The organism is Providencia sp. PROV150 (genome assembly GCF_028481025.1).
GTDB classification, from domain to species: domain Bacteria; phylum Pseudomonadota; class Gammaproteobacteria; order Enterobacterales; family Enterobacteriaceae; genus Providencia; species Providencia hangzhouensis.
Map to the genome: position 1 here is coordinate 143,228 of NZ_JAMPPJ010000005.1, position 23,773 is coordinate 167,000.

Here is a 23,773-nt window from a genome sequence, read left to right on the forward strand (position 1 = left end):
TTGCTTTAGGAAGGGAGAACATGATCAAGTTAACATATTATCGGCCTGAATTCGGGAGATACTTCCTGGAATGAGCGAGCAACTGACCGACCAGATTTTGGTTGAAAAGGTACAAAAAGGCGATCAACAAGCTTTCAACTTATTGGTGATAAAATATCAGCATAAAGTCGCAAGCTTAGTATCCCGCTATGTACCGCAAGCAGATGTGCCTGACGTTGCGCAGGAGTCATTTATAAAAGCTTATCGCGCCATTGGTTCGTTTCGTGGTGACAGCGCATTTTATACTTGGCTTTATCGGATTGCGGTAAATACAGCTAAAAATTATTTAGTTGCCCAAGATAGACGCCCACCTGCGTCGGACTTGGAAGCGAGTGATGCAGAAAACTTTGAAACCGCTGGTGCCTTAAAAGAAATTTCGAACCCAGAGAACTTAATGTTGTCTGATGAATTAAAGAAAGTTGTTTTCCGGACCATCGAATCGCTGCCAGAAGATCTTAGAATGGCAATTACTCTCCGCGAGTTAGATGGTTTGAGCTATGAAGAAATCGCAGAAATAATGGATTGCCCTGTTGGCACCGTACGTTCTCGTATTTTTAGGGCAAGGGAAGCGATTGATAATAAAGTTCAGCCTCTGATTCAACAGTATTAGTCTGTTAAATCAGTCAATTAAATATAATTGTGATGCAATTAACTGAAGGTAATTGGGCATGCAAAGAGAGAAACTTTCCGCAATGATGGATGGCGAAGTACTAGACTTAGAACTGGTCAACGCTATTTCACGTGATTCAACGTTAAAACAACGTTGGGAGAGCTATCATCTTATTCGTGATACTCTGCGTAACGATACTAATGAAGTCATGCACTTCGATATTGCAAGTAAAGTTGCGGCAGCATTAGAGAATGAAGCTGTGCGTATTAATCCTCAGGTAGTTGTCGAATCGCAGCCAGAGCCTGCGACTTGGGGGGCTTTCCCATTCTGGGGTAAAATTCGTCCTTGGGCGAGCCAGCTGACTCAAATTGGTGTTGCAGCTTGTGTGTCTTTGGCGGTTATTGTTGGGGTTCAACAATACAACCAAAGTAATGCCGTTGACTCACCGGTTGATGAGCCAATGTTTAATACTATTCCTGTTGGTAGCGGGGCGCCAGTTAGCTTAAATATCTCAGATAACCAATTATTTGGTAATGAGCAGCAAATTCAACAAGTTGAGCAACAAAATCAACGTATTAATGCGATGCTGCAACAGTATGAAATTGAAAGACGCTCGATGCTTAACCAGCAATATCAAGAGTCTGTAAAACCTGCGTCTTCAGCAGGAGTTAAATTGCAATAATGAACAAATGGTTATCCGTCATCTGCCTGACGGGCAGCCTGATTATTTCTAATCAAGCTTCGGCATCTGAACTAGATGCCGATGTTCTTTTTAAAGAAATGGGAAATGCTGCCCAGAACCTCTCTTACGAAATGTCTTATATGACATTCAGTCCGCAATCAATAACACCTGTACGTTACCGCCATGCCATCATTAATGGTGAACCTGTTTCACAAATGATCCAAATGGATTCATCGCGTCGTGAAATTGTTCAAAAAGGCAATAGCATCAGTTACTTTGAACCTGGTTTTGATGCATTCAGCTTAAATGGTAAATATATAGTTGATAATTTACCATCAGTAGTTTTTGCCAATTATCAACAGATTAAACCTTATTATAATTTTATTGATGCAGGGCGGACCCACATTGGCGATAGGCCAGCATTAGTAATTCGCATAATATCGAAAGACAATTCTCGGTTTAACTATGTAGTATTGATCGATGAAGAAACGAAATTGCCATTACGTATCGACCTTCTCGATAATAATAGCCAAACATTAGAACAATTTCGTGTGATCTCGACGGTGCTAGATAGCCAAACAGTTAAGGATTCATTACTTGCGTTAAGTAAAGTGAATATGCCGCCATTATTGATTTCCCCTAAAAATGGAAATCCTTCCTTTAAGTGGCAAGTTGGCATGTTACCACCTGGTTTTGAAGAAATATCCCGTTCTTCGCGAAAATTAGCTGAAGATGACGTGGTAGAAACCGCAATGTTTAGTGATGGTTTATTTACCTTTTCTGTAAATGTGACAAAATCGACTAAAGGCCCGTTACTCGATCAACCGCTTCAAAATGGGCGTCGAACTATTTACACAATGACGCAAAAGCAAAATGTCATCACTATCATTGGTGAATTACCATTAGCAACAGCACAAGTGGTAGCAGGTAGTATTCAGTTTCGGGAGTAAATTATGGTAAAAGAGTGGGCAACAGTAGTCCGTTGGCAAAACGGTAGGGCTTTATTGCGCTATGGTTCTTCATCCGGCTGTGGTAGTTGCGGTGCTCGTAAAACCTGTGGTTCTTATGCTTTAAGCAAAATTGGGCCAAATACGGAACATGAATTAGAAATCGCAATTGAACAACCACTAGTTGAAGGGCAGAAAATTGAAGTGGGCATCCCTGAGGGGAGTTTAATTCGCTCAGCGCTGTTAGTTTACTTAACACCCATTTTGGGGTTGTTTATTTTTGCAGGCTTAGCGCAGGCGTTTTATTTTGAGCAGTTCTGGATAGCGATTTCAGGTGTAATTGGTGGTATTATTGGTTTTTATGTCGCGCGTAGGCTAGCGTCAAATTTGCGCGATGATGAAGCTTTTCAACCTGTTGTTTTACAGATAGGGTTGCCTCCGAGCGAGCTTTCAGTACAAATTAATTGCTAAATTTCAATATGTTGAGTTAGAAGGTTAATTTGATATTATCAATAGAAAGGGGAACATATGTTTCCCTTTTTTGTGGATTAGAATTAATTAACATACAAATAGTATTATGGCTAATAAAGTCATTAACATATTTTGTCTGTTTTGAGTTAGAAATTACAATAGATTGATTATGGCTATAAGCGTGGTTGATGTGGTTTGTATTAATGATGAATTATGACGACTAACCTATTAACCTGATGCAGGTTTACAGTTGTTTTACATTGAATCTTTGTGTTAGCGGGTTCTTATATGTAAAATGCTGCTAATTAACAATCTTGTGATAATCATAGCATTTTAGTTTTGTCGCGATACTTGCACAAAACTGATTTTGTAAGGCAATTTAAAAGAAGATATTACCTTGAAAATCAATAATATAAGAAACTTTTCCATCATTGCTCATATCGACCATGGTAAGTCGACCTTGTCAGATCGCATTATTCAAATTTGTGGTGGCTTAACCGACCGCGAAATGGCGGCACAAGTTTTAGACTCGATGGACTTAGAGCGTGAGCGTGGGATCACTATTAAAGCACAGAGCGTGACGCTTGATTATAAAGCGTCAGATGGTGAAACTTACCAATTAAACTTCATTGACACCCCGGGTCACGTAGACTTCTCTTATGAAGTATCTCGTTCATTAGCAGCCTGTGAAGGTGCTTTGCTGGTGGTTGATGCAGGGCAAGGCGTTGAAGCTCAAACCTTGGCAAACTGTTATACCGCTATCGAAATGGATTTAGAAGTGGTTCCGGTTTTAAATAAAATTGATTTACCCGCTGCAGATCCTGAGCGTGTTGCTGATGAAATAGAAGATATTGTTGGCCTTGACGCGCATGATGCAGTTCGCTGCTCTGCAAAAACAGGTATTGGTGTTCAAGATGTGATTGAACGCCTTGTTAAAGAGATCCCACCTCCGATTGGGGATGCGGATGCGCCTTTGCAAGCACTTATTATTGACTCGTGGTTTGATAACTATTTAGGCGTTGTTTCATTGATCCGTATTAAAAACGGAACATTGAGAAAAGGCGATAAAATTAAAGTGATGAGCACCGGGCAAGTATATAATGCAGATCGCCTCGGTATTTTCACACCTAAGCAAATCGACCGTGATGTTTTGAGTTGCGGTGAAGTGGGCTGGTTAGTTTGTGCAATTAAAGACATCACTGGTGCCCCAGTTGGGGATACGCTAACAGGGGCTCGTAATCCAGCAGATAAAGCATTACCTGGTTTTAAAAAGGTTAAACCACAGGTTTACGCTGGTTTATTCCCAGTCAGTTCTGATGACTATGAATCATTCCGTGATGCACTAGGTAAGTTAAGTCTAAATGACGCGTCTTTATTTTATGAGCCAGAAACTTCTACTGCGCTAGGTTTCGGTTTCCGTTGTGGTTTCCTTGGCTTACTGCACATGGAAATCATTCAAGAACGTTTAGAACGTGAATATGACCTTGATTTGATTACCACTGCGCCAACTGTAGTGTATGAAGTGCAGCAGACCAATGGTGATATCGTGTATGTTGATAGCCCATCAAAGCTACCGGCATTGAACAATATTGAAGAATTACGCGAACCAATCGCAGAGTGTCATATGCTGATGCCTAAAGAATATTTAGGTAACGTTATTACACTTTGTATTGAGAAACGTGGCGTTCAGACCAATATGGTCTATCATGGTAATCAAGTATCGTTGACTTATGAAATCCCAATGGCAGAAGTGGTATTGGATTTCTTCGACCGCTTAAAATCAACGTCTCGTGGGTATGCATCTTTAGATTATGCATTTAAACGTTTCCAAGCATCAGACATGGTGCGTGTTGATGTTCTTATCAACAATGAGCGTGTAGATGCTTTGGCCTTGATCACTCACCGTGCGAATTCTCAATATCGCGGCCGTGAACTGGTTGAAAAAATGAAAGAGTTGATCCCGCGTCAGCAGTTCGATATTGCGATTCAAGCTGCGATCGGTAACCACATTATTGCTCGTTCTACAGTTAAACAACTGCGTAAAAACGTACTTGCCAAGTGTTATGGCGGTGACGTTAGCCGTAAGAAAAAACTGTTACAGAAGCAAAAGGATGGTAAGAAACGCATGAAGCAAGTTGGTAACGTTGAGCTACCACAAGAAGCGTTCCTTGCTATATTGCATGTTGGTAAAGACTAAGTTTACAAGGAGTCTCAATGGCTAACACCTTTGCCTTGATCCTAACACTGGCAACATTAATCACTGGGATTATATGGTGTTTAGACAAGTTTAAATTTGCACCTGCGCGTAAAGCAAAACTTAAGCAGTTACAGGATGCAACAAATGGCGCAGTGAGTGAGGCGGATGTGGCAAATGCTGTCCGCCGTCCATCATGGCTTGAAACAGGGTCGTCTATTTTCCCTGTGTTAGCGATTGTACTGATTGTGCGTTCATTTATTTATGAGCCATTTCAAATACCTTCAGGGTCAATGATGCCAACGTTGTTAGTTGGCGATTTTATGTTGGTTGAGAAATTTGCTTATGGTTTGAAAGATCCAATCACACAAACGACATTAATCGAAACAGGTAAACCGAAACGTGGTGATATCGCAGTTTTTAAATACCCAAAAGATCCTAATGTTGATTTTGTAAAACGAGTTATTGGAATGCCGGGTGATAAAATTATTTATAACCCAGATGCAAAGGAACTCACAATTTACCCTAATTGTGCAGATAACAAATGTACAGAGACCTTACCTATTGTTTATGGTCCTCTGGCGCCGAGTGAATGGACAATGTTCCTTGATATCGGTTCTGTTGTTGATAACCAAAAGGGCAATTATGAAATTCCATTAGACCAACCTCTACCAAGAAATGCATTGCGTCAATACGAACGTAGTGAAAAATTGGATACGGTTGAGCATCAAATTTTGATTATTCGTCAAGCAATTACCGAAGCAAAATATTTGCAACCAGGTATGCCGAAGAATGAGTGGATTGTTCCTGAAAAGCACTACTTTATGATGGGTGACAACAGGGATAATAGCTCTGACAGCCGTATGTGGGGCTTTGTGCCGGAAGAGAATTTAGTTGGTCGCGCGGTATTTATTTGGTTAAGTCTTGATAAGCAAGAAAATGAATGGCCGACAGGTATTCGCTTTAGTCGAATTGGTCCACTATAATTTGGTTAGTGGGTCTAACTAAATGTTACAAATACGGGTTTTCGTTTGAAAACCCGTATTATCCGAAGCATTATTGTTTTACCCAGTGTACAATATAGATTAATTAATATTATTGGCTCCCCAATTATTAACTCTCCCATTTTAACTTATTGTAACTAATGGATTTTTATAATTAGTTTCACTGAGCTGCAAAAAATGCGAGAGGATTCGGAGTCAGTGCAAACGCAACAGTTTTGTAAAATGGTGCATTTTACAGGTCTGTTGCGTGTGCTTTTTTATCAAATAAAAATGGTTGGGCGCACATGAACCCCTCTTTAATAGAAAGATTACAACGTAAGCTTGGTTATCAATTCAAACAGAACGAGTTATTAATCCAAGCATTGACACATAGAAGTGCAAGCAGCAAACATAATGAACGCCTAGAATTTTTAGGTGACTCGATTTTGAGTTTTGTGATTGCAAATGACTTATACCACCGTTTTCCAAAGGTAGACGAGGGGGATATGAGTCGTATGCGAGCAACGCTTGTACGCGGAAATACATTAGCAGAAATCGCACGCGAATTTGAACTCGGTGAATGTTTACGTTTAGGGCCGGGGGAATTAAAAAGCGGTGGTTTTCGTCGCGAATCTATCCTTGCTGATACTGTTGAAGCACTGATCGGTGGTATTTTTTTAGATAGTGATATCCAAACGATCGAAAGAATTATTTTAGATTGGTATCAAAGTAGACTGGTTGAGATCAGTCCGGGTGATAAGCAAAAAGACCCGAAAACAAGGTTACAAGAATATTTGCAAGGACGCCATTTACCACTACCTAATTATTTGGTTGTTCAGGTTAAAGGTGAAGCTCACGATCAAGAATTTACGATCCACTGCCAAGTCAGTGGTATTGACCAACCGATTAATGGCGTTGGCTCAAGCCGTCGTAAAGCGGAGCAAGCAGCAGCAGAGCAAGCATTGAAAATTTTGGAGCTTGAATGAGTGAATTACAATCCCACTGTGGTTTTGTTGCCATAGTTGGACGGCCAAATGTCGGTAAATCGACATTATTGAATCAATTACTGGGGCAAAAAGTTTCGATTACTTCGAGAAAGCCACAGACGACTCGCCATCGTATTATGGGGATCCACACAGAAGATAATTACCAAATTATTTATGTTGATACCCCAGGACTTCATATTGAAGAAAAACGTGCAATTAACCGTTTAATGAATCGCGCTGCATCCAGTTCAATTGGTGATGTTGAATTAGTTATTTTTGTTGTTGAAGGAACTAATTGGACCGCTGATGATGAAATGGTACTGACTAAGTTATCTAGCTTGCGTTGCCCTGTTATATTGGCAATTAACAAAATTGATAATGTGACTGATAAAACGATACTGTTGCCACATATCAGTATGATCAGTCAGAAAATGAATTTTTTAGATGTTGTTCCTATCAGTGCAGAAAAAGGTACTGGTGTGGATACAATTGCTAAAATTGTTAAACAACATATACCTGAAGCTATTCATCATTTTCCTGAAGACTATATTACTGACCGTTCTCAGCGTTTTATGGCATCTGAGATTATCCGTGAAAAGCTCATGCGTTTCTTGGGTGATGAACTGCCATATTCGGTAACCGTCGAAATTGAACAATTTAAGGTAACAGAAGCGGGTATTTACCATATCAATGGCTTAATTCTTGTTGAGCGTGAAGGCCAAAAGAAAATGGTTATTGGTAACAAAGGGAGCAAACTGAAAACCATTGGTACCGAAGCGCGTATCGATATGGAAAGAATGTTTGATAACAAGGTACACCTTGAGCTTTGGGTTAAGGTTAAATCTGGCTGGGCTGATGACGAAAGAGCATTACGTAGCCTGGGTTATGTTGACGACCTAAAATAGTAGGTGGCAAAGTGAGTGGTTGGCAGCGTGCGTTTGTACTCCATTCAAGGCCTTACAGTGAAACGAGTTTATTGCTCGATTTTTTTACTGAAGGCGAAGGAAAAATACGCTTACTTGCAAAAGGCGCTCGCCGTAATCGTTCACCATTAAGGGGCTGCTTACAGCCCTTCACACCTTTGTTAATCCGTTGGGGAGGCAAAGGTGAAATCAAAACCTTAATCAATGCCGACCCTGTGTCTTTGGCTCTCCCTTTAACGGGAACCGTTCTATATAGTGGTTTATACCTTAATGAATTAACCGCACGTGTATTAGAATTTGGTACACCATACTCCTCACTATTTTTTGATTACCTCTCATGCTTACAAATCCTTGCCGCAAGTGAACACACCCCTGAATTTGCATTGCGTCGGTTTGAATTGGCTCTGCTTTCTTACCTTGGTTATGGTGTTGATTTTTTACATTGTGCTGGCAGCGGAGAGCCTGTTTCTGACACAATGACTTACCGGTATAGAGAAGAAAAAGGGTTTATTGGTAGCTTGGTTGTTGACCAGCTTAGTTTTACGGGTAAACAACTTAAGGCATTGGCGAGTCGAGAATTTCCTGACGCAGATACGCTCAAAGCAGCAAAACGTTTTACCCGACTTGCTTTAAAACCATATTTAGGTGGTAAACCTTTAAAAAGCAGAGAATTATTTCGACAGTTTACTTACTCGCCAGTTACACATAACAAACAGAGCTAAAATTGTTTTTCATTTTATTTTTTATCTAGTTTGTTACACCTCGATTACTACAATATATCCTTTTCTCATGTGTCTTTTTAGCGGAACTGGCTCTTTCAGACAATACATTTATTTCACTGGTACAAAATCTTACGAAGCGCTTCGCAAAAATAAAATACAAATACTGAAACAGGATATACAGATTGGAATTTGCTTCGAATGGTGAGAGATTTATTCCCTCAAAGGAGAAAATTACAGTAGGATAGTAGGTAGATGAGTTTGTTAGTGTTTATTAATGGGGAATAAAAAATGGCAGAGCTTTTGTTAGGCGTAAATATCGACCATATTGCAACGGTTAGAAATGCAAGAGGAACTCAATATCCAGACCCTGTACAAGCTGCATTTGTTGCGGAGCAAGCAGGCGCTGATGGCATTACAGTGCATTTACGCGAAGATCGACGCCATATTACAGATAGAGATATCACTCTGTTGAATGAAACTATTCAAACACGTATGAATCTTGAAATGGCGGTAACTGATGAAATGGTTGAAATTGCGTGCCGCATCAAACCTACTTTTTGCTGTTTAGTGCCAGAAAAGCGTGAAGAGGTAACCACTGAAGGTGGTTTAGATGTTGCGGGCCAAAAACAGAAAGTGGCTGATGCTGTAAAACGTCTGACTGACGCGGGCATTCTCGTTTCATTATTTATTGATGCGGATCATCAGCAAATTGATGCAGCACAAGAGTGTGGTGCACCATTTATTGAAATTCACACAGGGGCTTATGCTGATGCTAAATCAGAACAAGAGCAAGAGTTAGAATTTCGCCGTATTCGTGATGGTGCCGTATATGCGGCGAGTAAAGGTATTAAAGTTAATGCGGGTCATGGTTTGACATACCATAACGTTCAACGTATTGCACAGTTACCTGAAATTTATGAGCTTAATATTGGCCATGCAATTATTGGCCGTGCTTTGTTTAGTGGGTTAGCTCAAGCGGTTACTGACATGAAAAAAATCTTATTAGAAGCACGTAAATAATGGCCATTGTTGGATTAGGAACGGATATTGTTGAGATTGCTCGAATTGAGTCGGTGCTTGAACGAACTGGTGATAGTCTAGCGAAAAGAATTCTAACTGAGACTGAATTAGCCCAATATCAACAGCAATCAAAGCCAGCTCGTTTTTTAGCAAAGCGGTTTGCTGTCAAAGAAGCCGCAGCAAAAGCATTAGGAACAGGGATCCGTAATGGTTTAGCCTTTAACCAATTTGAAGTAACCAATGATAAATTGGGAAAACCATTATTAAGTTTAACTGGGGAGGCATTGGAGCTGGCGAATCGGTTAAAAGTTACGCATTACCATGTTTCTATTACCGATGAACGTCACTATGCATCTGCTACAGTTATCATAGAAAGTATTTCTTGAATCAATGTAATACCGAGCTGCCAGTAAAAATCACTGGCAGCATTTAAGGATAACTAGATAAATAATTGGATATAAGTGAAGTTAAACCTAAATTTTATCGGCGTGATGAATTGCAACAAACTTATCCCAAAGCTGTTCTTCAGTTTCGATATGTTGAGGATCTGTGATGATTGTATTAGTAATTGGGCAAACGGACTGGCAAGTAGGTTTGTCGTAATGGCCTACACATTCAGTACATAGTGTTGAGTCAATTTCGTAAATTTCGTCACCCATAAATATTGCATCATTTGGGCATTCGGGTTCACACATATCGCAATTGATACAGCGTTTTGTAATTAATAAAGACATATCAGTGATTTACATTGTATTAAGTTAAAAACTAGTAACTTATACCTTGCACCTATTCGTTACTTTCGTTTGGTTCTTATATTTTTATGCCATGTATTTTACCTGCAAAGCCTGAAAAAAGTAACAACAAATCATAGTGTAGATGTTTTACATCATTTAAATGATAAATTTGTATTTTTAGCGTTCAATTTTTTGCTATACCAGAATATTGGTATCCTTTTCTGTTATTGTATTCACATCTGGATCGTTATTTTCTATTTTTAAATAATCAGTAAACTAGAATGTAATAATAAAGTGAATTAAGATAAGAATGTAAATATACCTATGCTAAATAATCGAAACTAGGGTGAAAGATAAGATTATTTATTTAAATAGACCTAATGTTAATAGTGTGGTGAAGTTTTAATGTTGATGATCTTATACCGCTTTTCTTTCTTTATTAAAATATGATTTTAAAGTTGATTATTTAAATAAGGGGCAAATTAATACCCCTTGTGACTAATTTAAGGTGTCATAAAATATACGTAATATAAGGAAGGTATTATATGATGCTATAGCTATGAGTTTTCCAGCTTTTATCTTTTTCAGCTTGACTGAATATATGGATAAGGCCATTGGCGATAAATAGAGTTGCCGATTGAATTGTACTTCCAACAGTAAATTCATCAACATAGAGTAGTTTTATGCCAGCTTTATCGTCAATTTCATATAATTCGACGATTTTCTCGCTTAAATTATATCCATATAAGTATTGTTTATTATCTACTGTATCATAAAATGCTTGAATATTACCAAGGTAGGATCTTAATTTGCCTTTTTGCGCAGGAGCATTTGGTTCAATTTTACCATTATCAGCCATAGCATAGACAACGTAAGTTTTATCTTTTGAGTGGCCTAAAAAATAATTACGTTTTGCGGCATTGAATGTCATTGTTGTTGGATAAAACTCTTCAAATGAACCGTCTTGTACCAATCTTCTAATGATAGCCATATATTTATTCCTTTTACTATTAATAATGAATAATAATTTGATTGCCTAGTTATCATAAATAAATAAGTTAGATTTAAAATAACCTTTATTATTAGTTCATTTCATATATCTAATAAATAGAATAAATATTCACAAAGATTGAAAGTTGTGATAAAAATAATAAAAAAGATAAAGGGTTGAAAATATGTTCGAAAATCTTGGTGTTCTTAACTTTTGGACTTACTTAGCTGGGCTTGTTTTAATCATTATCGTACCAGGGCCTAACTCATTATATGTATTAAAAACAAGTACTTCGAGTGGGACTCGGTTTGGTTATCGGGCTGCTCTAGGGGTATTTACTGGGGATGGGATATTAATTTTCCTGTCATTTATTGGTGTAGCTTCGGTAATCAAAGCTTCTCCAACATTATTTATGATAGTGCGTTACTTAGGGGCTGCTTATTTACTATATTTAGGTTGTAAGATTTTATATAGCACATTTATGCATAAGAAGTCGAATCAAGACGGCACTGACACTATTTCAATTAAAACAGAAAACCATTTTACTCGAGCCTTAGTGCTGAGCTTAACAAACCCGAAAGCAATTCTATTTTATATTTCTTTCTTTATACAATTTGTTGATTTTAATTACTCTCATGCATGGGTGCCTTATCTTGTACTCGCGACGATCTTAGAATTAGTCAGTTTTTTATACTTAAGCTTATTGATTTTTAGTGGTTACTTGATAGCTCGTTTTTTACGTGAAAAGCAGCTCCTTGCAAAACTTGGAAATTGTACGGTAGGCGCTTTCTTTATGGGTTTTGCAGCTAAATTAGCGATTTTTAGCAATTAAAATTAGGTTGTTATTATAAAGGCAAAAGCATTTTAATTGCGGTCATTCTAACATTTAAGGATAATCACGTATAAACGCATTGGTTAGAGGTAAGAGTGACACAAATAGAAATTGATGAGTATTGGATGCAACAAGCCATTGAACTTGCGCTAAAAGCACAAGATCTTGGCGAAATTCCTGTCGGTGCGGTCTTAGTGAAAGATAACCATTTGGTTGCCTCGGGGTGGAATCGTTCTATTATTGACCACAATCCGACTGCACATGCTGAGATTATGGCTTTGCAACAAGCAGGGCAAGAGCTATCAAATTATCGGTTATTAGATACCACCTTATATGTCACGTTAGAGCCTTGTATTATGTGTGCAGGTGCAATGATCCACAGCCGTATTAGCCGTGTAGTTTATGGTGCTAAGGACTTTAAAACTGGAGCTTGTGGTTCTTACCTAGATATCATGGGGCAAGCAGGGTTAAATCATTATGTGGATGTTACTGGTGGTGTTCTAGAACAGCAATGTTCTTCAATGCTGAGTGCTTTTTTTAAGCTGCGTAGAGCCCAAAAAAAAGAACAAAAGCGCTAATATGGTAAATTTTAGCGCTCCCATTTTATTTCAGCATGATTTATAACGGTTTCTCAGGTGCTTTTAGTGGTGTGATGGGCGTTTTATCATCGGTTTCATCGGTATTTTGCGATGGATGTAGTGAAAGCAAATACTTTCCTAATGGTAGTCTTTTTTCTTCAAGTGTTTTAGGTGGTTGCGTTGCAGAACTCATTTTACCTAAATGCGTAGTACTCACTTTTTCAGGAATAGGGGACTGATTTTGAATCGTTTGAGACTCAGCTGCTGTCAGGTTTTCTGGTGAAATTAAATAAATAAGTGATTTTTGTGCAATATCAAGTGCATGCTGTTTTCTTTCTTGGCTTTGTAAGTAACCAACTAAACTTTGATGATAACGACGAATATTCTCAACGTAACGATAAGCTTCGTGGCCACGTGCATAACCATAAGTGAGCTGTGAGTAATATTTTTTCTGTGTCAATAAAGGTAAGCGAGCTTTCACATCTAACCACCGGTTAGGGTCTCCGCCTAACATTTCAGTTAATTTACGTACATCCTGCATATGCCCATATCCCATATTATAGGCAGAAAGGGCGAACCAGATGCGGTCATCTTCTTCGATGGTTTCAGGTAAACGTTCCATAATATAAGCAAGATAAGCGGCACCACCCTTAATACTTTCTTCCGGGTCTAACCTGTCAGCAATACCCATTGTTGTTGCCGTTGGCTTGGTTAACATCATTAGCCCACGTACACCTGTAGGCGAAGTCGCTAAAGGGTCCCAATGGGACTCTTGCCATGCGATAGCTGCTAATAATTTCCAGTCAATCACCTGAGCATATTTTTCAAACAGCGGTTGATACTCGGGAAGTTTATTATCAATTGCCTTTATAAATGCCATTGTGTCGAAATAATCGAAGGATTCTACATGGCTAAAATATTTTTCATTAAGGCGTGCGAGTAATTCGGTTTCATGACTGAGATTGAAGAAGTCAAGTAACGCAGCGTCTAAACTGTTTTCTTTGCTACGACGCATATACCAAGTGATAGCATGTTCATCCAATAAATCAAAAGCTACGGCAATTTGGGGGTGAATACGTTGCTGTAGTGCAACCGCAATAGAGTCTTCTAACGTGTAGTCAACCTCGCCATCAGCAACCATTTCAAGGATTTGACTGGTATTGTATTTTGAAGTTTCTTCCCACTTTAGGTCTGGGTATTCTTTGGACAATTCTTTAAGTGTACTTGCATGAGCTGTGCCAGCGGTAACTAATAATTTACCATTAATTTCATTGAAATTTTTGGGACGGTTTGTTCCTTTGCGATATACAAGTTGTTGAGTAACATTAAGATAGCTTGGACCGGTTTTCGTTTTGGCTAAACGGTCTTTGTTATACAGCAGGCCCGCTACCGCGATATCAGCATCACCATTTTCAAGGTCATCGAATATTTGCTCGAATGTTGGGCGGATGGTTATTTTGAGTTTAACTCCTAGGTATGAGGCAAAGCCTTGAGCCAGCTCGTAGTCAAACCCGCGCAGCTGTTTTTGCTCATCAATATAGATTAGTGGCGAGCTAACGGCACTAATACGTAATGCACCTTGAGAAATAATTTTATTAATTTGTGAATTCTGCGTATTGGGCCAACGGACGTTAAAACCGATGACCATAGTAGCCAGTAGCGCGATGACCACGACAATTAAATAGTTAACTTTTAAGTTATTCAAATAATAGTTTCTCGTGCATTGACTGGTGCTGTATGTCCATAAAAGAGTATGGCTAAGTAATGGTTATAATTCCAGTAGTCGGCTATTTTGCTCAACATTTAGGAAGGGTGCAACCTATATTATCGTATTTAGCACAGAATAATATTTAACTAATCGCTTTATTTTTAATCACGCAAACGGTTTCGTATTGATGAACATTGCTCTATAATGTGTTCCGGTTTCCCTGCTTTCATGTTCAGGGCTGGCGTTTAAAAGAGAGAAATTAAGACGATGGAAATTTTGCGTGGTTCACCTGCTCTATCAGCATTTCGTATTACCCGCCTTTTGGCACTGTTTGTAGAAAAACAGCTTCCTGTCACGGATATCTATGCTGAGTATATGCACTTTGCTGAAGTTTCGGCGCCGTTGAGTGATGGTGAGCAAGGCAAACTGAGCAGTTTGTTAAAGTACGGCCCTTCTCTGGCAGAGCACGACCCATTCGGTAAGCTTATTTTAGTGACTCCTCGTCCGGGAACTATCTCTCCATGGTCTTCAAAAGCAACAGATATTGCACACAACTGTGGTCTTAATCAAGTCAAGCGTATTGAACGTGGGGTTGCTTATTATGTCCAAGGTGATGCACTGACCCAAGAGCAGTGGCATGAAGTGATCGCTATTTTGCACGATCGCATGATGGAAAGCATTTTCTCTTCTTTTGAACAAGCGAGCGCATTATTTGTGCAGCACCAGCCAGCACCAATGAAATCCATTGATGTGATTGCGGGTGGTCGTATTGCATTGGAAACAGCAAACAGGGAAATGGGACTGGCATTAGCTGATGACGAAATTGATTACCTGTTAGAGGCCTTTGTCGGGTTAAAACGTAATCCAACGGATGTTGAGCTCTACATGTTTGCTCAAGCAAACTCAGAACACTGTCGCCACAAAATCTTTAATGCAGATTGGGTGATTGATGGCGAAGAGCAGCCTAAATCGCTGTTTAAAATGATTAAAAATACGTTTGAAAAAACACCTGACCACGTTTTATCGGCATATAAAGATAACGCAGCCGTGATGGAAGGTTCGCCTGTTGGTCGTTTCTTCCCTGAGCCTGAAGGGCGCACTTACCGCTATCACCAAGAAGATGCTCATATCTTAATGAAAGTGGAAACCCATAACCACCCAACAGCGATTTCGCCTTGGCCAGGCGCAGCAACAGGCTCTGGTGGTGAAATTCGTGATGAAGGCGCAACAGGTCGCGGCGCGAAGCCAAAAGCAGGTTTAGTCGGTTTTTCGGTTTCTAACCTACGTATTCCTGGTTTTGAACAGCCTTGGGAAGAAGATTTCGGTAAACCAGAGCGCATTGTGACCGCTTTGGATATTATGATGGAAGGGCCATTAGGCGGTGCGGCATTTAATAATGAATTTGGTCGCCCTGCGTTATTAGGCTATTTCCGTACTTATGAAGAAAAGGTCAATAGCCACAATGGAGAAGAGTTACGTGGTTATCATAAGCCGATTATGTTAGCGGGGGGCATAGGAAATATCCGTGCAGACCACGTACAGAAAGGCGAAATTACGGTCGGTGCAAAACTCATTGTACTCGGTGGCCCTTCAATGAATATCGGGTTAGGTGGTGGAGCTGCATCATCAATGGCATCGGGCCAATCAGATGCAGACCTAGATTTTGCTTCGGTACAGCGCGATAACGCAGAGATGGAACGCCGTTGCCAAGAAGTCATCGATAGCTGTTGGCAACTTGGTGATGATAACCCAATTTTATTTATCCATGACGTAGGCGCAGGCGGTTTGTCGAACGCGATGCCAGAATTGGTCAGTGATGGTGGCCGTGGTGGGCGCTTTGAGTTACGTAAGATTCTCAATGATGAGCCAGGAATGAGCCCATTGGAGGTCTGGTGTAACGAATCTCAAGAACGTTATGTAATGGCCGTTTCACCAGAGCAGCTTCCTGTGTTCACCGCAATTTGTGAGCGTGAACGTGCGCCGTTTGCAGTGATTGGGGAAGCCACTGAAGAACGTCATTTGACATTAAATGATGAACATTTTGCTAACCAACCGATTGATATGCCACTGGATGTTTTATTAGGCAAAACGCCAAAAATGTTGCGTGATGTAATAACATTAAAGGCGGAACCGGATTCATTAGACAGAACAGCGATTAATTTAAATGAAGCGGTGAAACGTGTCCTGCATTTACCAGCCGTAGCTGAAAAAACATTCTTAATTACCATTGGCGACCGAACCGTTACAGGCATGGTTGCTCGTGATCAGATGGTTGGCCCATGGCAAATTCCTGTCGCTGACTGTGCAGTAACGACTGCAAGTTTAGATAGCTACTATGGGGAATCCATGTCTATTGGTGAAAGAACGCCAGTAGCATTGGTGGATTTCGCTGCATCAGCACGCATGGCCGTGGGTGAAGCATTAACCAATATTGCATGTTCATATGTGCAAGATTTAAAACGCGTTAAATTGTCTGCAAACTGGATGGCAGCGGCAGGGCATCCGGGGGAAGACGCAGGTTTATATGAAGCGGTTAAAGCGGTAGGGGAAGAGCTTTGTCCTGCGCTAGGCCTAACCATCCCTGTTGGTAAAGATTCCATGTCAATGAAAACTCGTTGGCAGCAGGATGGTGAAGAGCGTGAAATGACGTCGCCACTTTCCTTGGTGATTAGTGCATTTGGCCGTGTTGAAGATGTCCGCTTAACAGTGACACCTGAACTAAAAACAGGTAATGATAATGCCTTGTTATTAATTGACCTCGGGCAAGGCCATAACGCGCTGGGCGGTTCTGCACTCGCACAGGTATATCGTCAGTTAGGCAATAAAGCCCCTGATGTACGTAGCCCTGAAGTATTGCTTGGCTTCTTTAATACCATTCAGAAGTTATTATCCGAGCAAAAATTATTAGCCTATCATGACCGCTCAGATGGCGGCTTGCTCGTCACTTTAGTGGAAATGGCTTTTGCGGGTCATTGCGGTATTAATGTTGATATTAGCTCTTTTGATGAAGACACGCTCGCAGCATTATTCAACGAAGAGTTAGGCGCTGTCATTCAAATTAATGAAGCCGATAGAGCGTATGTGGCAGAATGTTTTGCACAAGTAGGGCTTACAGGCTGCGTTCATTATTTAGGTTCTGCAATACAAGATGATGCCGTGATCATCAATAGCCGAGATACGGTTGTTTACCGCGAATCTCGCAGTTTATTGCGCCAATGGTGGGCTGAAACGACTTGGCAAATGCAGCGCTTGCGCGATAACGAAGTGTGTGCAGACGAAGAACATACAATGAAACAGGATAACCAAGACCCAGGTTTGAATGTGAAATTGACTTATGACATTGAAGAAGACATTGCTGCACCATTTATTTTGTCAGGTGTACGTCCTAAAGTAGCTGTTTTACGTGAACAAGGTGTGAATTCACATGTGGAAATGGCGGCAGCCTTTGACCGTGCTGGTTTCGATGCAATTGATGTGCATATGAGTGATTTACTCGCAGGTAACTTGTCTTTGGAACAATTCCAAGCATTAGTGGCTTGTGGCGGTTTCTCTTATGGTGACGTATTAGGTGCGGGTGAAGGTTGGGCAAAATCTATTTTATTCAACAATAAAGTCCGTGATGAATTTGAGACATTCTTTAACCGTGCTGATACTTTATCTCTGGGGGTATGTAATGGTTGCCAGATGATGTCGAACTTACATACGCTTATCCCAGGTGCTGAATTCTGGCCCCGTTTTGTACGTAACCGTTCTGAACGTTTTGAAGCACGCTTTAGCTTAGTTGAAATAGCAAAAAGCCCATCACTGTTACTGCAAGATATGACAGGTTCTCGTATGCCGATAGCGGTTTCTCATGGGGAAGGGCAAGTGGAAACCCGTGCAGCCGCACATTTACAGCAATTAGAAGATAATGGGCTGGTGGCAATGCGCTTCGTGAATAACTACGGTCAGGTAACTGAGCAATATCCAGCTAACCCGAATGGGTCAGTTAATGGTATTACGTCGGTGACCTCGAAAGATGGCCGAGCAACGATCATGATGCCGCACCCTGAGCGTGTTTTCCGCACTGTGAGTAATTCATGGCACCCTGAAAATTGGGGAGAAGATAGCCCGTGGATGCGCATTTTCCGTAACGCACGTAAGCAATTAGGTTAATAAATCACAAGTTCGATAGATTGTTGAAAAGGCCAGCTATTTTGCTGGCCTGAATTTTAATCGAGTGAGTTTTAAACGGAAAGGTCGGTTTTTGAGTCAGAATTATTCCTAATTACTATTTCCAAAAACGATCAATTTGTTCCCTTAATGCTTCCGCCGTTTTTTTGCCTTTTTCGCCAACTAATGCACGGCCAGCAATAAAGGCTTTTGCATTGATACCATTAAATAAATGCAGGTCTTCTGGAACTATCCCGCCTGTAATTGAGAGTTCTAGTCCTAAATCAGACAGTTTGCGCATTTTTTCGATATCTTCATTGCTCCAGCCAATACCAGCGAGTTCTGCATCACGGGAACGATGGTAAATAGCTTGCGAAATGCCAAGTTCAACCCAATTTTTAGCATCGTCAAAAGTCCAATTACCATAGATTTCAATTTGGATTTCACGATTAAACTCATCGGCAACTTTTTTACAGGCAGCAATAGTGGCAATATGTGCCGCCGCTGATACTGTGATCCAATCTGCTCCCGCTTCAAATGCCATTTTCGATAAAATGGCTCCACCATCCGTGGTTTTCATATCGCAAACTAGAATGTGGTTGGGATATTTTTGACGTAAAGTCGCGACCGCATTCATGCCTTCTGCAAAAGCTAAGATTGTGCCCACTTCAATAATATCAACGAAAGTGTGTACATTTTCAGCCACTTCGAGTGCAGCCGGTAAGTTGGTTTGGTCTAGAGCTATTTGGATCAAAGGCTTTGTCATTGTGATTGTCCTAAAATATTTTCATGTATGAGACGCGCAAGGCCATCACCATTGTTATCGGTAGCACAAACGAAATCCGCATGGGACTTCACGGTGTCATCAGCATTTTTCATTGCAACCCCTAAGCCTGCTAGCTTAATCATGGAGATATCGTTGTGATTATCACCAACAGCAATAACTTGCTTCGAGTCATAACCCAGAGAATGAAGATACTCAGCTAAACGCGTGCCTTTGTTATTGCCTTTAGCAGCAAAATCGAAACGGTTTGACCATGATTTTTCTGCATTAAAAGTTTGTTTTATCCAAGGTGAGTTTAAGAAGCGCTCTAACGTAGCCGGTTCACCTTCGACGACAAATTTCCAAATATAGTCAGCGTGCTGGACTTGTTCTTCAAATGAATCAATGCGATAAATTTTTGGCGGATGGGCCATGGTTGGGTCGTTAGCCCATTGCTCCATCGCGCTCATGTAATCGATGGGATCGATTTTTGAATACACCATGGCATCGGTGATATACATCACCATTTTCAGTTTGTCCTGTTGCGCCAGTTCAATAAAAGTGAGCGCGTTCTCTTTGGTGAGAGCATTGTGTGTGAGAACTTTTTCGTTTTGGTAATCATAAATATAAGTACCATTGCAACAAATAATTGGCGTGGTTAAACCAAGCTCATCATAATAGGGGCGAGCTGCGGTATGATGGCGACCCGTGACTATCATGACATGGCATTGTTTTGCTGCTTTGTGAATGGCTTGTTTGACGGCTGGGTGGATAGTGTGTTCTTGAGTTAAAACTGTGCCATCTAAATCAAGCGCTAATACGTTATACATAGTTGATTACCTCTATTGCTAATTAATGATTCTTTTTTATTATCATTAAATTAGCATAATGCTTGGTCAATAACCTGATAAACATCATCAATGGTGCGGCAGCGACGTAATTTATCAAGATCGACACCGGTTTCACTGTTTTCATCATCGAGAACGCGAGTCACTTCCATCAAGCCTTCCATATGTTCATCTGATGAGCTACCCGCTAAGGTGATCAGCACATCAACGGGTTCATCCTCGCCATCAAAAATAATGGGTTTGTCTAGAGTGACTAAAGCAAAGGCTGTTTTTAGTACACCATCTTCAGGTCTTGCATGGGGAAGGGCCAAATTAGGTGCGATACAAATATAAGGCCCAAGTTTTTCGACGCTGCTGATGATTGCCTCATGATAACTGGGTTTTATCGCCCCCGAAGCGATGAGCAGGTCTGTACCTATCTTAATAGCATCACGCCAGTTATCAGCGGATGCTTTTAGCTGTATCGAATTATTGTCGATTAGTGATTGTTTAAATCCCATCATTGCCTTCCTATTTTTCAACGTTAAGGGAGTAGATACCGTTATGAGCGATATCTATTCCTATGACTTAGGCTATTTATTTCCGATAAAATTAGTATGTATGATATCGAGTAGTTCATCACCGAATGAGTTAGGGTTGAGCATATTTTGTACGCCAAGCACAAATTTCCCATCACCGGGGTCCATTTCTGAGCTTAAATGCTTAGAGGAAACGATAATATCAGTGGCTGTTAATTTTGATTTATAGTCAGATACGGCGCAGGAGTCCATGATGTGTGGGATCCCTTTTTTCTCAAGATACTGGCCAATTTTCATTTTCATCATCATTGACGAGCCTTGTCCATTACCGCAAACTGCTAAGATACGTACAGGTTTAGCGCCGCTATTTTCAAGTGGGGCTGCTTCAGCTTTCTCATTGATCTGAATTTCAGTTTTGGTTGGACTTTGTGCGTCTTCTTCAGCGCGTAATTTTTTTGCGGCAAAGTACATATAGACAAAGGAGAGGGCGACAACCACAAAGAAGAACATTTTAGAGAAAGACAAACCTTGCATAATGACAGGGAAAGCTAATGCCCAGTCGGCCATTCCCATCCAACCGCTAAATTCAGTACCTTGTCGATTGATAAGATCAATGGCCCAAGCGGAACCTAATATCTCGATAACGCCCATGACAAAACAGACTTTCATAACCGCTTTCCAGCCGCCAAAATGGTTTGCAAAGATACCAATAGTGGCGTTGGAGAAAAACATTGGGATAAAACCAGGAATAATCATAATTGGCGAGTTAAATGCCAACATACCCAGAACGGCAACAAATTGCCCAATTGCCCCCCACATAAAGCCAAACACCATCGCATTAGGTGAGAAAGCGTAGATTGCCGCACAATCGATAGCGAGCACAGCGTTGGGAATGACACGTTCGGAGATTCCTTTAAAGGCCTCAGAAAGCTCGGCAACAAACATTCGCACACCCGTTACAATGATTTGGATAGCAACGGCAAACTTTAAACCTGTTTCAATAATATAAATGGTCCAGTGGGTGGTCCCTGCCATGGTTTGCAGATTAGGTATACCAAAGGAAATTAAGATCACACCAAAGAATAAGGTCATCACAATGGCAGTAGCGGAAATACTGTCATGGAAGATATGCAGCCATTTGGGCAGTTTTAAATTATCAACACTGTCTTTTCTATCCCCCAATTTCGGGGAAACTTTGGTTGCTATCCATGAGGCAAACTGCTGCTGGTGGCCGATAGAAAAACCGGCACCGCCAGTAACTTCTTGCGTTGGCTTAAACATAATATTGGAAGAAATTCCCCAATACAGCGCCATTAATACCGCAGAATACAAAATGGTTTCCCACATGCTTGAGCCAAGCACAAAATAGAAAACAGCGATTAGGCCTGCTTGTTGAAACATAATATGCCCTGTCAACATAATGGTACGAATACCCGTGACGCGGCGAAAAAGGACTAAAACAATATTAATTGCGAGAGCTAATAAAACGGTATAGCCCACCCAAGAATAGTTATCACCCATGGCTTCCATTGTCGCCATCATTGACGTATATGGGTCAATAACTGAGCCCGTAAGTCCATGGTATTCAGACATTTTTTCTATTACGGGTTTAAAACTGGAAACTAAAGTACTGGCTCCAACGCCAACTAGCATAAAACCAACAATCGTTTTGATTGTCCCTTTGAGGATTGTCGTGCCATCGCGCTTTAATAGCCAATAACCAATAAATGTGACTAAGCCTAATAATAGAGGCGCTTTTGTCATTACTTGGCTGTAAAAAATATAGAAAGCGTCGTATAAAAAATCCATATTTTTACCTCTAATCAAATTGTATTTGTAATTTATCTGGGTCAGAGATGATTCATATTGATCGTATCTGGTGTTATTGCGATATAATCATTTAAAGGGGTTAAACAATCCCGCAAAAATCAAATGTGATCATATGTAATCACGAATTGCTCTTTTATGATTGTTTGCATTTGTCTGTTTTTTTACCAGTAAAAAAATAAATAAATGGCGACTTGATCACGTAAAATTTAAAATATTCATATATATCAATGTGATATTTTTACTTGAATCAAATATTGTTTTTTTGCATAAGCAAAGGTTGACAATATTAGATGAGATAAATAGAATCAAAACTAATCACTAGTAATCATTTTGAGTCATATGTCATCATGGTCGTGATTATTAACTAATAAGGCGATGATTATGAATGAAGTGCAAAGACACAATGAAATATTGTCGTTATTGGAAACGCATCGAGTGATCAATGTTTCTCATATAACCGAACAATTTAGTGTGTCTCCTGCAACTGCTCGTCGTGATATTTCAAAGTTAGATGGGCAAGGTAAATTGCGAAAAGTCCGTAATGGCGCAGAACGTATTGAAAATAAAAAGCGTAAGTGGACACCGTTAAACATCAATAGTACTGAGCACTATGAAGAAAAGTCTGAAATCGCAATTAAAGCGGCAGAACTTTGTCTTCCGGGAGAAAGTGCTGTAATTAACTGTGGTTCAACCGCGTTTATGTTAGGGCAGCAGTTGTGCGGTAAAAACGTGCAAATTGTGACGAATTATTTTCCATTAGCGAGTTATTTGATTGACCAAGACCATGATGACGTCATTTTAATCGGTGGGCAGTATAACAAAGCACAAAACATTTTTTTGAATCCTGCTTTGAACACGTTAATGGGCTATGCCGGTAACTGGATGTTTACTTCAGGTAAAGGATTAACGGAAGCTGGCTTATATAAAGCGGATATGTTAACTGCGGTAGCAGAGCAGCAAATGCTTGACCAAATTGATAAATTAGTCGTTGTTGTAGACAGTTCCAAAGTGGGTCATCGAACGGGAATGTTATTTTGCCCAGCTAATAAGATAGATGTTCTTATCACTGGAAGAAATGCCAATGCTGAGGTTATCAAAGCGATTGCCGAACAGGGCACGCGAGTGATACTGGTTTAATTCCGTCGAATACCTGATTTTTTAATATAGACAAATTCAGCTGCCATGCCTTAATTTCTCGATTAAGGCATCAGGCTCCCTACATCTAAAATTCTAGAAAAGGTA

At 40.2% G+C, this 23,773-nt stretch carries 22 protein-coding genes; 15 read left to right on the forward strand and 7 right to left on the reverse strand.

What is annotated here, in order from left to right:
* Positions 1 to 70: 70 nt before the first annotated feature.
* The 11 genes from rpoE to acpS all read left to right on the forward strand — a co-directional run bounded on the left by rpoE (position 71) and on the right by acpS (position 9,963).
* Entirely contained in the window at positions 71 to 649 is a 579-nt protein-coding gene (rpoE, locus tag PSE83_RS05770) for an RNA polymerase sigma factor RpoE (protein ID WP_004264984.1), read from the forward strand.
* A gap of 58 nt (positions 650 to 707) precedes the next feature.
* Complete coding sequence (rseA, locus tag PSE83_RS05775; protein WP_110591977.1) at positions 708 to 1,331, forward strand: anti-sigma-E factor RseA; 624 nt, start codon at positions 708 to 710, stop codon at positions 1,329 to 1,331.
* Positions 1,331 to 2,281 carry a sigma-E factor regulatory protein RseB gene (gene rseB, locus PSE83_RS05780; protein WP_004264982.1) on the forward strand — a complete coding sequence of 317 codons (951 nt, stop codon included), beginning with the start codon at positions 1,331 to 1,333 and terminating at the stop codon, positions 2,279 to 2,281. The genes rseA and rseB overlap by 1 nt, the downstream gene beginning before the upstream one ends.
* 3 nt (positions 2,282 to 2,284) lie before the next feature.
* Entirely contained in the window at positions 2,285 to 2,749 is a 465-nt protein-coding gene (gene rseC, locus PSE83_RS05785; RefSeq protein ID WP_272660715.1) for a SoxR-reducing system protein RseC, read from the forward strand.
* Between the two features lie 403 nt (positions 2,750 to 3,152).
* The gene (gene lepA / locus PSE83_RS05790) at positions 3,153 to 4,946 is read left to right on the forward strand and encodes a translation elongation factor 4 (protein WP_036959062.1); all 1,794 of its coding nucleotides are present in this window, start codon (positions 3,153 to 3,155) and stop codon (positions 4,944 to 4,946) included.
* 17 nt (positions 4,947 to 4,963) lie between these two features.
* Positions 4,964 to 5,929, forward strand: coding sequence for a signal peptidase I (gene lepB, locus PSE83_RS05795; RefSeq protein WP_004264979.1), 966 nt, complete (start codon positions 4,964 to 4,966; stop codon positions 5,927 to 5,929).
* Between the two features lie 302 nt (positions 5,930 to 6,231).
* A complete protein-coding gene (rnc, locus tag PSE83_RS05800) occupies positions 6,232 to 6,912 on the forward strand; it encodes a ribonuclease III (protein ID WP_004264978.1) in 681 nt (226 codons plus the stop codon).
* The gene (gene era / locus PSE83_RS05805; RefSeq protein ID WP_004264976.1) at positions 6,909 to 7,817 is read left to right on the forward strand and encodes a GTPase Era; all 909 of its coding nucleotides are present in this window, start codon (positions 6,909 to 6,911) and stop codon (positions 7,815 to 7,817) included. The genes rnc and era overlap by 4 nt, the downstream gene beginning before the upstream one ends.
* An 11-nt stretch (positions 7,818 to 7,828) precedes the next feature.
* A complete protein-coding gene (gene recO / locus PSE83_RS05810) occupies positions 7,829 to 8,557 on the forward strand; it encodes a DNA repair protein RecO (protein WP_004264975.1) in 729 nt (242 codons plus the stop codon).
* Positions 8,558 to 8,845: 288 nt separating this feature from the next.
* On the forward strand, positions 8,846 to 9,577 hold the full coding sequence (gene pdxJ, locus PSE83_RS05815; RefSeq protein ID WP_094961689.1) for a pyridoxine 5'-phosphate synthase: 732 nt from the start codon (positions 8,846 to 8,848) through the stop codon (positions 9,575 to 9,577).
* A complete protein-coding gene (gene acpS / locus PSE83_RS05820) occupies positions 9,577 to 9,963 on the forward strand; it encodes a holo-ACP synthase (RefSeq protein WP_153673942.1) in 387 nt (128 codons plus the stop codon). Before pdxJ ends, acpS begins: the two co-directional genes overlap by 1 nt.
* Positions 9,964 to 10,050: 87 nt before the next feature.
* Here acpS and PSE83_RS05825 read toward each other — a convergent pair whose 3' ends face one another.
* Both PSE83_RS05825 and PSE83_RS05830 read right to left on the reverse strand, forming a co-directional pair.
* Positions 10,051 to 10,311: a YfhL family 4Fe-4S dicluster ferredoxin gene (locus PSE83_RS05825; RefSeq protein ID WP_036959019.1), complete on the reverse strand. Its 261-nt coding sequence runs from the start codon at positions 10,309 to 10,311 to the stop codon at positions 10,051 to 10,053.
* A 541-nt stretch (positions 10,312 to 10,852) separates the two neighbouring features.
* Positions 10,853 to 11,302, reverse strand: coding sequence for a hypothetical protein (locus PSE83_RS05830; protein ID WP_004264971.1), 450 nt, complete (start codon positions 11,300 to 11,302; stop codon positions 10,853 to 10,855).
* Positions 11,303 to 11,486: 184 nt separating this feature from the next.
* Between PSE83_RS05830 and leuE the strand changes: the two genes are divergently transcribed.
* Both leuE and tadA read left to right on the forward strand, forming a co-directional pair.
* Positions 11,487 to 12,134, forward strand: coding sequence for a leucine efflux protein LeuE (leuE, locus tag PSE83_RS05835; protein ID WP_004264970.1), 648 nt, complete (start codon positions 11,487 to 11,489; stop codon positions 12,132 to 12,134).
* 95 nt (positions 12,135 to 12,229) lie between these two features.
* Entirely contained in the window at positions 12,230 to 12,712 is a 483-nt protein-coding gene (tadA, locus tag PSE83_RS05840; protein WP_004264969.1) for a tRNA adenosine(34) deaminase TadA, read from the forward strand.
* A gap of 40 nt (positions 12,713 to 12,752) precedes the next feature.
* Here tadA and mltF read toward each other — a convergent pair whose 3' ends face one another.
* Complete coding sequence (gene mltF / locus PSE83_RS05845; RefSeq protein WP_272660716.1) at positions 12,753 to 14,417, reverse strand: membrane-bound lytic murein transglycosylase MltF; 1,665 nt, start codon at positions 14,415 to 14,417, stop codon at positions 12,753 to 12,755.
* A gap of 270 nt (positions 14,418 to 14,687) precedes the next feature.
* Between mltF and purL the strand changes: the two genes are divergently transcribed.
* Positions 14,688 to 18,575, forward strand: coding sequence for a phosphoribosylformylglycinamidine synthase (gene purL, locus PSE83_RS05850; RefSeq protein WP_272660717.1), 3,888 nt, complete (start codon positions 14,688 to 14,690; stop codon positions 18,573 to 18,575).
* 115 nt (positions 18,576 to 18,690) lie between these two features.
* On the opposite strand, the gene PSE83_RS05855 is transcribed toward purL, so the two are convergent.
* From PSE83_RS05855 to PSE83_RS05870, 4 genes are all read right to left on the reverse strand, one after another.
* Positions 18,691 to 19,338, reverse strand: a complete 648-nt coding sequence (locus PSE83_RS05855) for a 3-keto-L-gulonate-6-phosphate decarboxylase UlaD (RefSeq protein ID WP_004264965.1) — start codon at positions 19,336 to 19,338, stop codon at positions 18,691 to 18,693.
* The gene (locus PSE83_RS05860) at positions 19,335 to 20,165 is read right to left on the reverse strand and encodes a Cof-type HAD-IIB family hydrolase (protein WP_004264964.1); all 831 of its coding nucleotides are present in this window, start codon (positions 20,163 to 20,165) and stop codon (positions 19,335 to 19,337) included. Before PSE83_RS05860 ends, PSE83_RS05855 begins: the two co-directional genes overlap by 4 nt.
* Positions 20,166 to 20,215: 50 nt before the next feature.
* Positions 20,216 to 20,683: a PTS sugar transporter subunit IIA gene (locus PSE83_RS05865; RefSeq protein WP_036959017.1), complete on the reverse strand. Its 468-nt coding sequence runs from the start codon at positions 20,681 to 20,683 to the stop codon at positions 20,216 to 20,218.
* Positions 20,684 to 20,755: 72 nt separating this feature from the next.
* Positions 20,756 to 22,510, reverse strand: a complete 1,755-nt coding sequence (locus tag PSE83_RS05870; protein WP_004264961.1) for a PTS ascorbate-specific subunit IIBC — start codon at positions 22,508 to 22,510, stop codon at positions 20,756 to 20,758.
* Positions 22,511 to 22,912: 402 nt separating this feature from the next.
* Here PSE83_RS05870 and ulaR point away from each other — a divergent pair, with 402 nt between their 5' ends.
* Complete coding sequence (ulaR, locus tag PSE83_RS05875) at positions 22,913 to 23,668, forward strand: HTH-type transcriptional regulator UlaR (protein WP_036959016.1); 756 nt, start codon at positions 22,913 to 22,915, stop codon at positions 23,666 to 23,668.
* Positions 23,669 to 23,773: the final 105 nt, after the last annotated feature.

Bases quoted from the DNA above. Each gene is read 5' to 3' on its own strand.
- ulaR (WP_036959016.1), top strand. From the start codon at position 22,913: ATGAATGAAGTGCAAAGACACAATGAAATATTGTCGTTATTGGAAACG.
- leuE (WP_004264970.1), top strand. From the start codon at position 11,487: ATGTTCGAAAATCTTGGTGTTCTTAACTTTTGGACTTACTTAGCTGGG.
- PSE83_RS05865 (WP_036959017.1), bottom strand. From the start codon at position 20,683: ATGGGATTTAAACAATCACTAATCGACAATAATTCGATACAGCTAAAA.
- rpoE (WP_004264984.1), top strand. From the start codon at position 71: ATGAGCGAGCAACTGACCGACCAGATTTTGGTTGAAAAGGTACAAAAA.
- purL (WP_272660717.1), top strand. From the start codon at position 14,688: ATGGAAATTTTGCGTGGTTCACCTGCTCTATCAGCATTTCGTATTACC.
- rseB (WP_004264982.1), top strand. From the start codon at position 1,331: ATGAACAAATGGTTATCCGTCATCTGCCTGACGGGCAGCCTGATTATT.
- pdxJ (WP_094961689.1), top strand. From the start codon at position 8,846: ATGGCAGAGCTTTTGTTAGGCGTAAATATCGACCATATTGCAACGGTT.
- rnc (WP_004264978.1), top strand. From the start codon at position 6,232: ATGAACCCCTCTTTAATAGAAAGATTACAACGTAAGCTTGGTTATCAA.
- rseC (WP_272660715.1), top strand. From the start codon at position 2,285: ATGGTAAAAGAGTGGGCAACAGTAGTCCGTTGGCAAAACGGTAGGGCT.
- PSE83_RS05870 (WP_004264961.1), bottom strand. From the start codon at position 22,510: ATGGATTTTTTATACGACGCTTTCTATATTTTTTACAGCCAAGTAATG.
- era (WP_004264976.1), top strand. From the start codon at position 6,909: ATGAGTGAATTACAATCCCACTGTGGTTTTGTTGCCATAGTTGGACGG.
- PSE83_RS05855 (WP_004264965.1), bottom strand. From the start codon at position 19,338: ATGACAAAGCCTTTGATCCAAATAGCTCTAGACCAAACCAACTTACCG.
- acpS (WP_153673942.1), top strand. From the start codon at position 9,577: ATGGCCATTGTTGGATTAGGAACGGATATTGTTGAGATTGCTCGAATT.
- rseA (WP_110591977.1), top strand. From the start codon at position 708: ATGCAAAGAGAGAAACTTTCCGCAATGATGGATGGCGAAGTACTAGAC.
- PSE83_RS05830 (WP_004264971.1), bottom strand. From the start codon at position 11,302: ATGGCTATCATTAGAAGATTGGTACAAGACGGTTCATTTGAAGAGTTT.
- PSE83_RS05860 (WP_004264964.1), bottom strand. From the start codon at position 20,165: ATGTATAACGTATTAGCGCTTGATTTAGATGGCACAGTTTTAACTCAA.
- lepB (WP_004264979.1), top strand. From the start codon at position 4,964: ATGGCTAACACCTTTGCCTTGATCCTAACACTGGCAACATTAATCACT.
- PSE83_RS05825 (WP_036959019.1), bottom strand. From the start codon at position 10,311: ATGTCTTTATTAATTACAAAACGCTGTATCAATTGCGATATGTGTGAA.